Annotated in this window: 16 protein-coding genes and 1 riboswitch; of the genes, 7 read left to right on the forward strand and 9 right to left on the reverse strand. The window is 39.6% G+C overall.

Annotated elements, in window-relative coordinates; genetic code table 11:
* Positions 1–22: 22 nt before the first annotated feature.
* Together JI665_RS12325 and JI665_RS12330 are read right to left on the reverse strand one after the other, a co-directional pair.
* The gene (locus JI665_RS12325) at positions 23–1,327 is read right to left on the reverse strand and encodes an ATP-binding protein (protein WP_206839703.1); all 1,305 of its coding nucleotides are present in this window, start codon (positions 1,325–1,327) and stop codon (positions 23–25) included.
* Positions 1,328–1,531: 204 nt separating this feature from the next.
* A complete protein-coding gene (locus tag JI665_RS12330; protein ID WP_206839705.1) occupies positions 1,532–3,262 on the reverse strand; it encodes an AAA family ATPase in 1,731 nt (576 codons plus the stop codon).
* A 266-nt stretch (positions 3,263–3,528) separates the two neighbouring features.
* Positions 3,529–3,631, forward strand: a riboswitch (TPP riboswitch).
* Between the two features lie 65 nt (positions 3,632–3,696).
* Here JI665_RS12330 and thiT point away from each other — a divergent pair.
* From thiT to JI665_RS12345, 3 genes are all read left to right on the forward strand, one after another.
* On the forward strand, positions 3,697–4,296 hold the full coding sequence (gene thiT / locus JI665_RS12335) for an energy-coupled thiamine transporter ThiT (RefSeq protein WP_206839707.1): 600 nt from the start codon (positions 3,697–3,699) through the stop codon (positions 4,294–4,296).
* A 102-nt stretch (positions 4,297–4,398) separates the two neighbouring features.
* Positions 4,399–4,668 (forward strand): hypothetical protein, encoded by a 270-nt coding sequence (locus JI665_RS12340; protein ID WP_206839709.1) that lies wholly within the window; start codon positions 4,399–4,401, stop codon positions 4,666–4,668.
* Positions 4,669–4,790: 122 nt separating this feature from the next.
* A complete protein-coding gene (locus JI665_RS12345) occupies positions 4,791–5,030 on the forward strand; it encodes a hypothetical protein (protein WP_206839711.1) in 240 nt (79 codons plus the stop codon).
* Between the two features lie 79 nt (positions 5,031–5,109).
* Here the strand turns inward: JI665_RS12345 and qoxD are convergent, their stop codons facing one another.
* From qoxD to qoxA, 4 genes are read right to left on the reverse strand one after another with little or no spacing between them, the layout of a single operon-like run.
* A complete protein-coding gene (qoxD, locus tag JI665_RS12350; RefSeq protein WP_019379818.1) occupies positions 5,110–5,415 on the reverse strand; it encodes a cytochrome aa3 quinol oxidase subunit IV in 306 nt (101 codons plus the stop codon).
* On the reverse strand, positions 5,416–6,021 hold the full coding sequence (gene qoxC, locus JI665_RS12355) for a cytochrome aa3 quinol oxidase subunit III (protein WP_009334518.1): 606 nt from the start codon (positions 6,019–6,021) through the stop codon (positions 5,416–5,418).
* Positions 6,011–7,987: a cytochrome aa3 quinol oxidase subunit I gene (gene qoxB / locus JI665_RS12360; protein WP_206839713.1), complete on the reverse strand. Its 1,977-nt coding sequence runs from the start codon at positions 7,985–7,987 to the stop codon at positions 6,011–6,013. Before qoxB ends, qoxC begins: the two co-directional genes overlap by 11 nt.
* On the reverse strand, positions 7,977–8,966 hold the full coding sequence (gene qoxA / locus JI665_RS12365) for a cytochrome aa3 quinol oxidase subunit II (protein WP_206839714.1): 990 nt from the start codon (positions 8,964–8,966) through the stop codon (positions 7,977–7,979). The genes qoxB and qoxA overlap by 11 nt, the downstream gene beginning before the upstream one ends.
* Before the next feature lie 384 nt (positions 8,967–9,350).
* Here qoxA and ltaE point away from each other — a divergent pair, with 384 nt between their 5' ends.
* A complete protein-coding gene (ltaE, locus tag JI665_RS12370) occupies positions 9,351–10,382 on the forward strand; it encodes a low-specificity L-threonine aldolase (protein WP_206839715.1) in 1,032 nt (343 codons plus the stop codon).
* 46 nt (positions 10,383–10,428) lie between these two features.
* On the opposite strand, the gene JI665_RS12375 is transcribed toward ltaE, so the two are convergent.
* Positions 10,429–10,605, reverse strand: a complete 177-nt coding sequence (locus JI665_RS12375) for a hypothetical protein (RefSeq protein ID WP_206839716.1) — start codon at positions 10,603–10,605, stop codon at positions 10,429–10,431.
* A gap of 152 nt (positions 10,606–10,757) precedes the next feature.
* Here JI665_RS12375 and JI665_RS12380 point away from each other — a divergent pair, with 152 nt between their 5' ends.
* A complete protein-coding gene (locus JI665_RS12380; protein ID WP_244671164.1) occupies positions 10,758–11,600 on the forward strand; it encodes a CAP domain-containing protein in 843 nt (280 codons plus the stop codon).
* Positions 11,601–11,616: 16 nt separating this feature from the next.
* Here the strand turns inward: JI665_RS12380 and JI665_RS12385 are convergent, their stop codons facing one another.
* Positions 11,617–11,763 (reverse strand): hypothetical protein, encoded by a 147-nt coding sequence (locus tag JI665_RS12385; protein ID WP_206839717.1) that lies wholly within the window; start codon positions 11,761–11,763, stop codon positions 11,617–11,619.
* Positions 11,764–12,034: 271 nt separating this feature from the next.
* Here JI665_RS12385 and JI665_RS28950 point away from each other — a divergent pair, with 271 nt between their 5' ends.
* Entirely contained in the window at positions 12,035–12,163 is a 129-nt protein-coding gene (locus JI665_RS28950; RefSeq protein WP_258549796.1) for a hypothetical protein, read from the forward strand.
* Between the two features lie 42 nt (positions 12,164–12,205).
* Here JI665_RS28950 and JI665_RS12390 read toward each other — a convergent pair whose 3' ends face one another.
* Positions 12,206–13,144: a DMT family transporter gene (locus JI665_RS12390; protein WP_206839718.1), complete on the reverse strand. Its 939-nt coding sequence runs from the start codon at positions 13,142–13,144 to the stop codon at positions 12,206–12,208.
* Positions 13,145–13,291: 147 nt separating this feature from the next.
* Between JI665_RS12390 and JI665_RS12395 the strand changes: the two genes are divergently transcribed.
* Positions 13,292–15,460 (forward strand): beta-propeller domain-containing protein, encoded by a 2,169-nt coding sequence (locus JI665_RS12395; RefSeq protein ID WP_206839719.1) that lies wholly within the window; start codon positions 13,292–13,294, stop codon positions 15,458–15,460.
* Positions 15,461–15,481 lie beyond the last annotated feature (21 nt).

A 15,481-nucleotide genomic window follows, 5' to 3' on the forward strand; every position in this document is an offset into this window, starting at 1 on the left:
ATTCCCATTCAGTCATTTTGAGTTAACTCTCATTTATACGCTGACTTTCAGACCTGTTCTGGAATGAAGTCTGCCGGATCACTTCGGACGAGTAATATAGAGGCAGCGAAATAGTAAAGCAGGTTCCTATATTTTGTGTACTTTCTATTGCATATTTTCCTTTCAAACGATTGATGATGTCAAAAGATATCATTAATCCTAAGCCGGTTCCTTTCGTTTTTGTTGAGTAATAGGGCTGACCGAGCATTTGGAGTTTTTCTTTTGACATTCCGACACCTTCATCTTTAATTAGTATATCGGCTGTAGTATTTCTTTTGAATGCTGAAACCTCTAGAATTCCGCCATCAGGCATTGCTTCTATACTATTTTTCATTAAGTTTATAAATAATTGCTTAATTTCATTTGGGTTACCAATGATAAAAATGCCTTCAAAAATACTTGTCCTTATTTCAACCTTTGTCATCAGTCCATATGGCCGCATAAAATCAGCCACTTCCAATAATACTCCGGAAAGAGAAACTTGACTGACAACAGGAGTTTCCGGGCGTGCAAGTGAGAGGAAATCACTAATAATATGATTGGTTCTGTCCAGTTCCTCCAAAGAAACTTTAATAAAGGACTTTTGATCTGCAGTCAGGTTTTTTTCATTTTTAAGCATTTGCAGAAAACCTCTTACAGTAGTCATTGGGTTTCTAATTTCATGGGCGACGGACGCAGCCAGCTGACTGATCGCATTGATTTTTTCCGCATCTCTCAGTTTTTGCATCATCATTTCCTGAAGCAGATTCATTTCAATTAAATAGATGATCATAGAAAGAGTCACAATAGAAACTGCTGAAAACAATAGCAAGTATACAGCGTCTTCTTTAATATCCTTTTGGAGGAAAATAACATACCTGGTTACCGTAATGGGAAGATAAAATAAAACAGCTATACTGAGTTTTTGTTTAAATGTACATTTTTTATAGAATTTTGAAGCATAGAAAAAGAGCACAGACATAATTGCGTAATTTACGAGCGCAATCGAAATATCTCCTGGTGAAAAAATGCCCTTAAAAGTAATCAATACTAAAATAACCAGGAAGCCTGCAAGAGGCTTAATGTAAAAATAGGCGACAAAAACAGGAATAAATTTCAAGTCAAAAAACTGACCGCTTGCAATTTCCACCGGAAAAGTCATAGTCAGGAAAAGCGCTAAAAAAAGAACAGATAAAAGCGGGGCAGAAGTCTTCCAGCCATCCCCCCGATGTGAAGAGATTTTATGGATAAAAGGAATCATTATCATAATTAGAAAGTGAAAAATCAAGTCAGCTGTAAAATCATACAAAAGAACCATCCCTCCAACATGCAGGTATATTAGTAATTAAACAAAAGAGAGGAAGAATCCTTTATATGGGAACATTTATTTATTCTGACTCTATAGGAGATAACCATTTGTTTACATAACATTATTATGGATTAATTTTTGAATATTTACTAATGAACTGCATTTCCAATATAAAAACCGGCCTGCAGGGGGGCCGGTTTCTCATCATGCTATTACCATTTCAGACTTCAATTCTCCAACAATCTTCTGGACTTCACTGCCTTCCAGAGTTTCTTTTTCAAGAAGGGCCTCTACCAGTGTTTCAAATTGAGGGTGATGATTTGCAATGATCAATTCGCATCTTTCCAGTGCTTTCTGGAAAAGATCCTGCATTTTTGCTTCTTTTTGACCTTTGTTAAAGGTAAGCTCAAAGCCGTTATCAAGTAAACCGGTATCAACCATTTGCTCAATGATGTGCTTGGCTTGTTTAACATCACCGCTTACTCCAATGCTGTGCTCGCCAAGAATCATTCGTTCTGATACACCGCCTGCGAGAATCATGGCAACCTGATCAAGCAATTCACTTGTTGTCGATAAGTGAAGTTCTTTTTGTATTGGTGCTACATACCCAAGTGCTTCGCCGCGCGGAATGATGGTTGCTTTGCGGACGGATCCGGGTTTTGTTAAAGCAGCCACTAATGCATGGCCAGCTTCGTGTATGGCAACCCGCTGCTTTGTACCGTGATCCTGCAATGCCCGGGTGGTTGTTCCCAGAATGGTCCGGTCAAGCGCATAATCCAAATCTTCTTTTGAGATAATTTCCTGGCCGTTACGGACAGCTCTGCGGCTTGCCGTTTCAAAAAGGGAATGAAGATCTGCACCTGAGAAACCAGAGGTGCTTTCTGCTAAATCACCAAGTGTTGTCATGACATCCTCAGCCAGTAATCTATTTTTTGTGTGAATATTGATAATCTCTCTTCGGCCCTTTGTATCAGGAAGAGGGACATTGAAGGAGAAGTCAATCCGTCCCGGACGGAGGAATGCTTCATCAAGCATATCCTTCCTGTTTGTCGCTGCAATAAATAGTATTCCATCATTGGAATGGCCGCCGTCCAGCTGGACTAGCAGCTCAGTTAACGTCTTTTCGCTTTCTTCTCCGCCATGCTGCTTTCTTCTGCCTGCCAATGCATCTACTTCGTCAATGAAGACGACGGCAGGAGAATGCTTTCTTGCGTTTTGGAAAAGGTTTCTTACTCGGGAAGCTCCCACACCAACGAACAACTCATTAAAACCGGAACCGCTGGTTGAGAAAAAAGTGGCTCCAAGTTCTTTAGCGATTGCCTGAGCCAGCAATGTTTTTCCTGTTCCAGGAGGCCCGTATAATAGAATTCCCTTCGGCGGCTTAATCCCCATTTTCAGAGAGCGCTCAGGTTCTTTTAATATAGAAAGAGTCTGCATGATTTCCTCTTTCATTTCTTCCTGAATTCCGCCAACATCTTCCAGTGAAATGGAAGGAAGGGCCTTTGGCTTAGATACACTTTGTTTCATGGTATTTGTAGCACCCATTCCGCCTTTTCCTGACTTAAACAGGTAAATGCCAATGGCTATAAACAAAAGGACTACACCGCCCAGAATCCAAGGGGTATAAGGTCCTGTGGTTGCGAACGTATATTGTATATTATAGGTTTCTACTAATTTATCAACCATCTCACTGTTGGGAGGCACATGGGAGATGTACTCGCCATCAGGGGCTGTGATCAGCAGTTTCCCATTTTTGTATTCCTGTACTGCAACAGTCTTTCCATCCTGGGAGGCAATAATTTTTTCCACAGAAGAAAACGGAACTGTCACATCCTTATTTCCTGCTTGTACGGTCCAAATAACCGCCGCCAAAATCACCGTGATCACCAATGCAATAGAAACAATCGTCGAAGGCTTCTTTAGAAGTGATTTCAACTATTTCCCTCCTCATTGAACATACCTACATTATAAGGAAATAGTATTGTTAATAACAGGGTTTTACTTTTTTTAAACGTTGTAAATTATGGAAAAATAGTATAGTTTATAAGAAAGTGTGCTACAACAGCTATCAGATGGCATAAATATGTGAAAAAAATGTGACAAGCAGGGTGAAAACCTGGCATATAAATTAAAAAAGTTTTTTCAAAGAATCCTTTTCACAATGTTTCATTTCATATATACTAAAATCGGATAATTCAATAACGTGCCACAAGGGGAGCATTTTGCTGAGAGTGAATAGTTCGCTGTTCTGACCCTTTGAACCTGTTAGATAATGCTAGCGCAGGAATGTGGAATAAAAGGCGGAAGGAGATTTTCTGCCTGCTTGTTCTCCCTTGGGGTATCGTCAACGATTAAAGGGGGATTTTTTTATGAAAAAATTAAGCTTAACTGCGATGATTGAAGCTTCATTTTTTGCAGCATTTGCCATCATTCTGGATTTTCTGCCATCAATCAAGCTGTCACCGTCTATTTCCATTTCCGCCGCGATGATTCCGATCTTTATTTTGGCTTTCAGGTGGGGTTTTAAGGTAAGCTTCATCGCAGGCCTCTTATGGGGAATTTTGCAGATTTCCATGGGAGATGCCTGGATCGCCACTCCGCTTCAGGCATTTATTGAGTACTTTGTCGCATTTGCCTGTATTGGTTTTGCCGGTTTGTTTTTCCGGCCAATTCAAAATCAGCTGCACAGGGGAAACAAGAACAAAGCATTGGGCTGGATAGTTTTAGCTGTGTTTGCCGGAAGCCTTGCCAGGTATTTCTGGCATTTCATAGCAGGTGTATTTTTCTTTGGAAGCTATGCGCCAGAAGGGATGTCGCCTGTATTATTCTCCTTCATGGCAAATGGCGCAACAATGCTTGGTGCTGCTATTCTTTGTTCCATTTTAGCAGCATTAATTATTTCTTCGGCACCTAGATTAATCATGAGAAAATCAGATGAAATTATTCAATCGCAAAAACATGCTTCCTGATTATAATCTGCCTCTTTGAATATATTTCAAAGAGGTTTTTTTCATATCTTAGGAAACTCCTTATGAAAAATGGGTATATTACTCAAAAAGGGGAGTGATTGTTTGTCAAACACATTGCAGGGTAACATCATAACAGGTGTCTTTGATGCAGAAACCAGTGCCTTTGAGATCCAAAAGGTTAAAAGTTTCACTACCCAGTCGATTCTCAACAAAAATCAATGTGAAAATTTGTATAACTATTTATCCATCCATGAGGAAGATGAGGGAGGACAAATTATTACACTGTACGATCAAATGCCGTTAATGCTGACCAGGCAGGAAATATGCAGTTTAAAGAAAGATTTGGAGAACATTAAAAAACTATATCAGTAGAAAATCGCTTTGCATCTTGCAAGGCTTTTTTTCTTGCCAAATTAAATTTGACAAATTTGTGACAAAAAGTTTGACAAATTTGTGAACATAGTTAGAATATTAAATAAAAGGGGATGAAAAACATGACATTAAAACAGCAAAAGGTTCTTCACTTTTTTAGGAATGTTACAGCAGCAGGTATACTTTTAGGATTAATTGTCTTTATTTCCAGCTTTTTTGTAAGCGGTATCACGGGTGAGTATGTTTTATCAATCGGCTTAAGCATTATGGTATCATCCATGCTAATTTTTGGATTTGGATTTTTTATCAATGTAATGGAAGAAATGACAAAGGGAAGCAAGGGAATCAGACAATACAAATAAAACCGGCCTCCAATAGGGAGACCGGTTTTTTGTATTATTTGGTTCATCGGTTGGACATGGCGCTTCTGCTTATCTTTAATTAATGAGCAGCGTGCCCAGAAGTCAGAACCCAAATTGAACCCACTACAATAACGATAACCATAAATACGGCATAAATCATATTTACCAAGTTCGTTTTGCCGTCTTCGCCTTCTCTTAAGTGCATGAACATGAAAAGCTGCATGCCTGCCTGAATGACAGCCAGTGAGCCGATGATCCACATGATAACTTTAAAAGAGAGGTTCGTTTTTAAGGCAATACCTGCTGCTGCAAATGTCAGCACAAGGGAAACAACAAATCCAATGACATGGCTTATCGGGAAGCTTTTTGATTGATGATGTTCCATTTAAGCCACCAGTCCTTTCAAATACACGAATGTGAAAATAAAGATCCAGACTACATCAAGGAAGTGCCAGTAAAGGCCGATAATAAATGTTTTTCTTGCTGTAGTAGGGGTAAGGCCTCTTTTTAAAAGCTGGATAATGACCATAGTTGCCCAGCCAATACCCAATGTAACGTGGGCTCCGTGTGTACCCAGCAAGACAAATAAGCTGGAAAGGAACGCACTTGTCTGCATCGTTGCGCCTTCATGGGCATAATGGATAAATTCATTAATCTCCATGAATAGGAATCCTGCGCCAAGAGCAAGGGTAATCACCAGCCAGGTAATTAGCCCTTTCAGGTTATGCCGGCGCATTTCAAAAATGGCGATGCCCATTGTAAAGCTGCTTGTCAAAAGGAGGACTGTCTGAATCATGACATCCTTGATCACAAAAATGTCTTTATGTGTTGGACCTCCTGCAAAGCGTTCATATAATACACCATATACTCCAAACAGAGTGGCAAATAGAACGATTTCAGCGCCAAGGAAAACCCAGAAGCCAAGAATATTCATCCGGTCCTGTTCAGTTTGATATTCAAGGGGCAAGGAAGTATCCACTTTAGCTGACATGATCATGCACCTCTCCTTCTGTTTTTCTCCAGGCATTTTCAATTCTGTGAATTTCATCTTTTTTAACATGGAAGCCTTCATTGTAATCGAATGAACGGATGATCAAACCAGCAAAAATGCCGATGGCAGCTACAGCTGCAGCAATGTGCCATTCAAATACAAGGAGGAAGCCTGCGATGCCGAAGATGACACCCATATAAATCGGAAGCCAGGAATTGCTTGGCATATGAATCTCTTCAATTTCACTGTCATATAACGTTAAGCCTTCATTCTTTTTCTTCATGTGCCAGAAAGGATCAAGGGATTTAACCTCCGGCAGCTTTGCAAAGTTATAGAATTGAACTGGTGAAGCAGTAGACCATTCCAATGTTCTTGCATCCCATGGGTCGCTTGAGATGTTTCTGTCAGCATAGCGGATGCTCCAGTAAATGTTGTAGCAGAATACCGCGAACCCTGCTGCCAGAATGATCGAACCAATTGCCGATAGCATGAAGAGTGGTGCAAATCCTGATTCCGCAGAGTATGTGTATGCACGTCTCACAGCTCCGTTTAATCCAAGGAAGAACATAGGCATGAATGTTACGTTAAAACCAATAACAAAGAGCCAGAAATGCCATTTTCCGATTTTTTCATTCAGCATGAAGCCGAACATTTTTGGCCACCAGTAGTACAGACCTGCAAATACGGCAAATACTACACCTGGAATTAATACATAGTGGAAGTGGGCAACAAGGAATAATGTATTGTGATACTGATAATCCGCTGCACCCATTGCAAGCATTACACCTGTAACCCCGCCTATAACAAAGCATGGGACGAATGCCAGTGCCCAAAGCATGGCGGAAGTAATTTTTATGCGGCCTTTACGCATCGTAAACAGCCAGTTGAACATCTTAACTCCGGTCGGTATGGCTATCGCCATCGTCGTGATGGAGAAGAAAGAGTTAACTGCAGGGCCTGATCCCATTGTGTAGAAATGGTGAACCCATACAACCATACTTAAAAGGGCAATTCCAAGGATGGAAAATACCATTGATTTATATCCAAACAAAGATTTTCTTGAGAATGTTGCAATAACTTCTGAGAAAATCCCGAAAGCAGGAAGGGCAACAATGTAAACCTCAGGATGTCCCCATAGCCAAAACAGGTTAGCCCAAAGCATATCCATTCCTCCGCCTGACACTGTAAAGAAGTGTGTTCCATACAGACGGTCGAATGTCATCAACGCCAATGCAACTGTGAAAATTGGGAAAGCAGCCACAATCAGAATGGATGTTACAAAGGTAGTCCATGTGAACATCGGCATTTTCATCAGTGTCATGCCTTTTGTTCTCATTTTCAAAATCGTGACGATAAAGTTTATACCTGTCATTAGAGTACCGATACCAGCAATTTGCAGTGCGACTGCGTAAAAGTTGTTGCCGATTCCCGGGCTGAATTCCTTGCCTGCAAGAGGGAAGTAAGATGTCCAGCCTGCATCAGGCGATCCTCCGATGACGAAGGAAATATTAAATAGCATAGCTCCGCTGAAAAACAGCCAGAAGCTTAGAGCATTCAGCTGTGGAAAAGCAACGTCACGCGCACCGATCTGCAGCGGAATGACAACGTTCATTAAACCAATTAAGAACGGCATAGCCATGAAAAGAATCATAATAACGCCGTGTGTTGTAAAGATTTCATTATAGTGCTGGGAATTCAAAAACTCCATTTCAGGTCTCGCTGTCTGAGCTTTCATCAGCAAGCCGTCCATTCCGCCGCGGAAAAACATCAATACTGCGGAGATGATATACATGATACCGATTTTTTTATGATCAACTGTAGTCAGCCATTCTGTCCAAAGGTATTTCCACTTTTTTAAGTAAGTGATGCCAGCGACTGCACCAATCATCGTTAACAATATAGCAATCTGTGAACCTAGTATAAGGGGGTCCCCAGTAATAAAAAACTCATCCCATTTAATGCCCATGATGGTCACCTCCATGGTTTTCTTGACTATCATGGCTTTCTTCTTCGCCATGACCTTCGATTACGTTTGGATTCTCATTTTTATAATTGTCATCTTCTTCGAAGGTTTTACCTTGATATCCATGCCCTCTGTAGAGCTCAGGATTTGTATAAGCCTTCGAATTTGGATCAGCATGATTGACCCATTCTAAATGAGTATTGGAATATGTCAGTCTTCCTAAATGAGTAGGCTTCAGCAGCCCTTCATACTCATCTTCCGTTAGCTTGGGAGCTGTATCCTTAACGTCGTCAACCCATTGGTCAAAATCTTCCTGGGTTTGTGCAAGCACTTCAAATTTCATATCCGCATATCCACGGCCGTTAAAGTTCGTGTTCTGGCCTTCATAAGATCCAGGGTTGTCTGCAACAAGATACAATTCTGTTTCCATTTTTGGCATGGTATACTTTTGTCCGCCAAGAGCTGGCACCCAGAAAGATTGCATGGTGCTTGCAGATGTCATCTTAAAGAGAACTGGCGTATCTTCCGGTATATTTACATAGTTCACTGTCTCAATGCCTTCTTCAGGATAGCTGAAGATCCATTTCCAGTCTGCAGATGTTACATGTATTGTAATAGGTTCTTTTTCTTCATAGCCCTTTGGTGTTTCTTCCAGAGCATAAAGAGTTTTTACTGTCGGGATTGTCAGGGCAATGACAATTAATATCGGAATCCCGGTCCAGATAATTTCAAGGAGTGTACTGCCATGCTCCTCCGGGGGTTCATAATCTTTATTTTCAGGTCGTTCCCTGTATTTCCAGACAATGTAGCCGAATAATCCAAATACAACTGCAACGACAAGAAGCATCCAGATCAGGGACCAGTTAATTAATTCGGTTATGCTTCTTGCAACGGGGCCCTGAGGTTCAAATACAACCATATTACAGCCGCTGAGAACCATTAAGGGCAATAGAGCTGTTAAAGAGAGCAGCATTTTCTTCATCTGATGTTTCATCTCCTTTTTGACAAAAACTATTGTTAAATAATTCACAAATAATGTGCGGGTTTTCACAAAGATGCCAAAAAAATATATAGCTGATAAACATAAACATCCTTAAAACCTTTATTTAACTTAGTTATCACTGTGTAAATGATATTAACATAAGCAAATATGAAAAGTTGTGACAAAAGTGAGAAGGAAATAAATGTAAGGTGTTAGAGTGGCTGATAATTTTGCACAAATAGCATTATTGCAGGGTTTTGGCCATCAAAACAACTTTTGAACAAATTTTGAACTTTATTGCGACACCCTAATTACTCTCTTTGTTGAAAAATACTGAATAGTACAGTAACATGGACTAAAAATAGAGAAGGACAGGGTGAGGGTATGATTGATTTAAGAAGTGATACAGTTACAAAGCCAACTGAAGAAATGAGGAAAGCTGCTTATGAAGCAGCAGTTGGGGATGACGTATACGGAGAGGATCCATCAATCAATAAGTTGGAAGAGACCGCTGCTGAGGTGCTTGGTAAGGAGGCAGCTCTGTTTGTAACGAGCGGCACTCAGGGAAACCAGATTGCCATCTTAACACACTGCCGACCGGGCAATGAAATCATTCTTGAAGCAGAAAGCCATATTTTTTATTATGAAAGCGGTGCTTCTTCAGCTTTTGCCGGAGTCCAGACAAGGACGCTAAATGGGACACGAGGTGCAATGAATCCATCAGAAGTGGAGTATGCCATTAGGGGAGAAGATCAGCATTATCCGGAAACTGGATTGATTTGTCTGGAAAATACTCACAATAGAGCTGGCGGTGCCGTAATACCTATTGATAATATGAAAGAAATATACAGCATTGCAAAAAGGAATAATATTCCCTTACATATTGATGGGGCAAGACTGTTTAATGCAGCCGCAGCCTTAAATCTGCCGGCTTCTGACTTGGCTGAACACTGCGACACAGTGCAAGTATGTCTCTCAAAGGGGCTCGGAGCTCCAGTTGGTTCCATTCTTGCAGGCAGCAGGGAGTTTATTGCTGCAGCAAGAAAATGGCGCAAAAGATTAGGCGGGGGACTCCGCCAGGCTGGGATCATAGCAGCCCCGGGAATTGTTGCATTAACGAATATGAGAGAGCGTTTAGCCGAGGATCATGAAAATGCTCAACTTCTTGCTCAGCAGCTTGGGCAAATCAAAGGGATAGAAATCGTAAATCAAGTGGATACAAATATCATTGTGGCTGATGTAAAAAAACTTAAAATGAATTCATCGGAGTTTGTTGAAAGGTTAAAAGCTGAAGGCGTGCTTTCAGGAACTTTTGGACCCTCTTATGTGCGTTTTGTTACTCACTATGATGTTACTAAAAACCAGCTTGAAGATGCAATTAATGCCATACAGAGAGTTTCTGTTCAAATCTCATAATAAAATGTAAAAACGCATGTTTCCCTTAAACATGCGTTTTTCTGTTTCAAATTATTCTTTGCATCGGAACAGCATTGTAATGCTGTGAATGAAAATGACTTTGATGCCAAATGCTGTGATAAGGATAGCCTTGATGAATTGGCTGCCACCAGGGCCCATACTGCATCTGAGGATATCCATAATAATGTGCTCCATTTATGCCTGTAATTATATATTGCCTCAAAGATATTCCTCCTTATTTATCTTTATCAATAAGATATGCCAAACAATGTTTACGTTCTCTCTCGATGACTTCTCTATTTTTCCACCCATACTTTATGAATGTCTCCATATGATAAGAAAGTTATAAAACACTTTCTAAAGGAGAATTGAAAAATGAACTTAAAGAAAAATGTTCTGCCAGGTCTCTTCCTGATTCTCATGCTCACGGCATGTAATAATAACACAGAGCAGGGAATGCACTCCGGGGCATTGACAGGTGAAGATCTCCAGGAAATAAGCAATGCAAATAATGTGAATGTGGATAGAGAAAGACGGGGAGCAGCTCCTCTGGAATTGCAGCGTGTAAATAATGGCTATCTAACTATTGACCCGAATTCTTATAGTACAGCAACACCAAGTCAGGAATTTCCACACAGCCAATTAACAGATGATGGCGGAATGCCCTTATTCCAATTCGGAGAAGACCAGCAGCAAGAACAGGGTATGACACCCCAGCAGCCTGAAAGCCGCCAATTTGCGCAGCCAGATCAGCAGGAAGGCGGACAACAGCAGCCGAAATCAGCAGTGCCTCAAGAAGATAGCGATAGAGGACAGGCACCTGCAGCTCAAAATGATGAAATTAACAACTTTGAATCGAAAGTAATTGAATTAACAAATGCAGAACGTCAGAAAAATGGCCTAAATGCATTAAAATCAGATAATCCGCTAAGTAATGTGGCACAAGCGAAATCAAATGATATGCAGCAGAAAAATTACTTTTCTCATACAAGCCCAACTTTTGGGTCGCCATTTGACATGATGAGGGATTTTGGGGTCAATTACAGCAGCGCTGGCGAAAATATTGCCATGGGACAGCAGACTCCTGAACAAGTTGTTCAAGCATGGATGGAAAGTGAAGGGCATCGGAAAAATATATTAAACAGCACTTTCACACATATTGGTGTTGGATATACTGAAAATGGCTCCTATTGGACACAAATGTTTATAGCAAAATAAAAAGGAAATCGGCACATTAGCCGATTTCCTTTTTATTAATTAAAGGTTCAAGCTGATTTTTTATTTCATCAAGCAATTCATGAATGGTCACTTCGTTATCTGTTTGCCCTTTATCAAGGGCAGATTCCAATAGCTTCGCAAAATCACTAAAGTTAGTTTTCATAATAGCCACCTTCAAACAGCAATGTATTTATGACACTATTCCCTGTTGCGATTTTTTAAAACATTATATACTATCTATTTTCCGGAGTAGACGTGACGAATAATGAACAGCCATTCAATCTTGTTTTTTGAATTTATGTTTAGGTCCAAAAAAAGTCGGGTAATAAATACTGATAAAATTTCTCATCTGCCCCCATACCAGTCTAGTGCATAGCGAATAGTATAGCAGGAAAGAGAATATAGATTCATTTATTAAATCAGGAGGTCTGGTTATGAGATTGGTGCAAATGGATATTGATCAGCTATTGGAATCCACATCGGAAATTGCCGAAGAAGATCTTGGCTATATGATCAGACATGTAGAAATTGATCATTTATTAGAACGAACCCAGGATTGGTAATATATATGGAAACTCCCCGCAGTCAGGAACTGAGGGGAGTTTTTATGCTGAAGACTTATTTTCTTGAAAGTGATTCTTAAGTCGAAGAGATTTTTTAGAAGATAATACAACGCCCAATGCGACAATTCCTCCGCCGATTATCTGATACAAATACAATTTTTCCTCCGTAAAACACAATGAGAATATGATAGCGAAAACAGGAAGAAGATTCAGAAAAACGCCTGCTTTGGCAGCTCCTATTAAGGAAACTCCAAAATTCCAGGATAGAAAAGCCATAATTGAAGCCAGGAAACCAACATACAGCAAGATTCCTGCGGAAGTTAAGGATAAGACAGGCTCTTCTTCCATTACAGAATATTCAATCAAGCTTAATGGCGCCAATAGTAATATGCCGAGAAATGATGATGCATAAAAAGAAGATAGTACAGGCAATACGCCTGAATATTTTTTGCCAATGACCGAATACAATGCCCACATAATGACTGCAGCCAAAACGTATAAATCTCCCGCATTTATTTTCCATGAAAGAAACACTTCAATCGATCCCTTTGAAATAATGAATAAAATTCCCAAGACTGACAGGAGAATTCCAGCTCCCTGGTGGGCTAGAAGCTTTTCTCTTAAAATAAATATGGCCAGAATGGCAATAAAAAGTGGTGTTGTGCTGTTTACCACTGATGCATTAATGGAAGTGGTGTATTGCAGGGCAAAATAAATGATTGTATTGTAACCGGCAACACCAGTCATTGCCAAAAGCAAAATGATCCGCTTATGTTGCCAAATAATGTTCCAATCTTTTTTTAGCTGCTTGACCATAAAAGGGGTTAAAAGCAAGAATGCAATAATCCATCTTAATAGGGAAAAGAGGATTGGAGGAAAATAATCGACACCAATTCTCCCAATAACAAAATTACCGCCCCAAATCATGTTCGCTAAAATCAGCATTAAAAAACCGTACCTTTTGTTTGTCTCTCCCAGCAATTGAGAAAACCTTCTTCCTGCACTGTAATAAATTACATTTTACCTTTACCGCCAGGAAAATTCATTAATTTCAGAAATTTAATAAATAATAATTTGTAACTATTGGAAGATTTAACCCGTCAACTTACTTAAAAAGGGGTGTCTTTCATGAAGAAAAAATGGCTTTTTCTAGGCGGAGTCACAATGATTATTATTATTTTGGCGTCTTTTTCATTCCTTAACAGATTAAAAATTGTCGGTAATCTGGCAGAAAATAATGAAGAAGTTATAGTTCTAAATAATAAAGTATGGGAAATTACGTTTTCAAAAAAACTTAATCCAGATAGTGTTAACAGCCGCTCGGTTTATATTTTAAATGAGAAGGGGGAAAAAGAGCAGGTTAAAATCTCTCTGGAAAATACTAATAAATCCATTGAAATTCAGCCCCCTTCTAAAGGTTATAATTTAAATTCTCCACATTATACCTTGGTCCTGACAAAGGATATCAAAACAAAGGGCGGGCAAAATTTGAATCAATCAGTAAAAACTGCTTTCAAAGTTATAAATACTCTGCCGGCAATCGGCTCAAGAAAAAAATTGAACAATTACTTTTCAAAAATGTCCAATGAAGACAGGACTGTCCTTGCTGGAAGGGATATGGCAGTGAGTGAGGAGAACAGCAGTGAAAAGAGCTCATCAGATTCTGCAGGTGCAGACTATTCCGGGACAAATATTCAAGTAGCGGGTATAGATGAAGCTGATGTGGTAAAAACGGATGGCACGCATATTTACAAAATCACTGATAATAAAGTCCAGATTATTAAGGCCATGCCTGCTGATAAAATGAAGATGGATTCTGTATTAACATTTAATCAAGCCTTCTCTCCCTATCAGTTATTTATAGAAGGGAATCAATTAATAGTTGTGGGCCACAGCTATATAGATGCTCCTGATCATATTGGAAAAGCGGCTTCAGAAAAAAAGATTGCACCTGCATTTCATTCCACAAAAACGATTGTATTCAATATCGAAAATAAACAAAAACCGGTACAAATTAGAGAGGCAGACATCGAAGGAAGTTTGCTTGCTTCCAGGCTAATGGATGGAAAGGTATATTTTATTACAAGTTATTATCCTGAATATTGGATTCTGGAAAGAAATAAAAATGCAGATCTGCGTCCTCGTTATTTTGATACTGCCAAGAGCAGTGAGCAGCAGATCGTTGATTATAATGAGATAAAATATTTTCCTGGTTCCCAAAACGCAAACTATATTAATATAGCTGTATTGAATGTAAGATCAAGCAGAGAGCCACTATCTATCACAAGCTACTTAGGCAGCGGAAACGAATTCTATATGTCCCATAATAATCTATATTTATCAGCCGTCAGCTACAGCAATGAAATCATCGCAGACAGACAGATGCCCCAGCCGGATACGAGCATCTATAAGTTCAATATAAAAGATGGAAAAGTAGAGTTCCAGGCATCAGCTGAAATAGAAGGCACCGTTTTAAATCAATTTTCAATGGATGAGTATAATGAAAACTTCAGAGTGGTAACAACCAGGGGTGAAGCCTGGGACGAAAGAACCCCTTCATCCAACAGCCTTTATATACTGGATAAGAATTTAAAACAGATTGGACAGCTTGAAGACCTGGCTAGAGGGGAACGGATTTATTCTGCAAGGTTTATGAATGACCGAATTTATATGGTTACTTTTAAGGAAACTGACCCGCTCTTTGTCATTGATGGATCAGATCCGAAAAAACCTTCTGTACTGGGTGAATTAAAAATTCCCGGCTTTAGCAATTACCTGCACCCATTGGATGAAAACCATCTGATAGGCTTCGGGTATGATACGAAGATAACAGGAGGCAAAGGTACAGGCAGCCAGCCTGTTATTACTACGGACGGTGTTAAAATATCATTATTCGATGTAAGCAATACAAATAAGCCCGTGGAAAAAGATACCGAAATAATAGGAGGACGCGGAACATATTCACCATTAAATTACGATCACAAAGCTCTGCTCATTCATAAAAAGAAGAATCTATATGGATTTCCCATTTCGATTTACCAGAATAAAGAAGGAAGCCAGTTTGAATCCACATTCGACTTCCAGGGTGCGTTAGTATACAAAATTACTGCCCAAAGTGGAATCGAGCTTCAAAGTAAAATTACCCATCAGACAGAAAATGCAATCTATGAAGAATGGGAAGAGACAATAGAAAGGCTTATTTATATCGGTGATCACATTTATAGCATTTCTCCTAAAAAAGTTGATGCCTACCATATTGATGGATTCAAAAAAGCAGGAGAGCTCGAGTTAAATTAATTTATAGGAACCGGCCTCTTT

The sequence above is a fragment of the Bacillus sp. NTK034 genome (assembly GCF_017303275.1).
Classification (GTDB): domain Bacteria; phylum Bacillota; class Bacilli; order Bacillales; family Cytobacillaceae; genus Cytobacillus.

Coding starts and splice junctions, on each gene's coding strand:
- JI665_RS12395 (WP_206839719.1), top strand. CDS start 13,292: ATGAAGAAAAAATGGCTTTTTCTAGGCGGAGTCACAATGATTATTATT.
- JI665_RS12380 (WP_244671164.1), top strand. CDS start 10,758: ATGAACTTAAAGAAAAATGTTCTGCCAGGTCTCTTCCTGATTCTCATG.
- JI665_RS28950 (WP_258549796.1), top strand. CDS start 12,035: ATGAGATTGGTGCAAATGGATATTGATCAGCTATTGGAATCCACATCG.
- JI665_RS12385 (WP_206839717.1), bottom strand. CDS start 11,763: ATGAAAACTAACTTTAGTGATTTTGCGAAGCTATTGGAATCTGCCCTT.
- ltaE (WP_206839715.1), top strand. CDS start 9,351: ATGATTGATTTAAGAAGTGATACAGTTACAAAGCCAACTGAAGAAATG.
- thiT (WP_206839707.1), top strand. CDS start 3,697: ATGAAAAAATTAAGCTTAACTGCGATGATTGAAGCTTCATTTTTTGCA.
- qoxC (WP_009334518.1), bottom strand. CDS start 6,021: ATGTCAGCTAAAGTGGATACTTCCTTGCCCCTTGAATATCAAACTGAA.
- qoxA (WP_206839714.1), bottom strand. CDS start 8,966: ATGAAGAAAATGCTGCTCTCTTTAACAGCTCTATTGCCCTTAATGGTT.
- qoxB (WP_206839713.1), bottom strand. CDS start 7,987: ATGGGCATTAAATGGGATGAGTTTTTTATTACTGGGGACCCCCTTATA.
- qoxD (WP_019379818.1), bottom strand. CDS start 5,415: ATGGAACATCATCAATCAAAAAGCTTCCCGATAAGCCATGTCATTGGA.
- JI665_RS12345 (WP_206839711.1), top strand. CDS start 4,791: ATGACATTAAAACAGCAAAAGGTTCTTCACTTTTTTAGGAATGTTACA.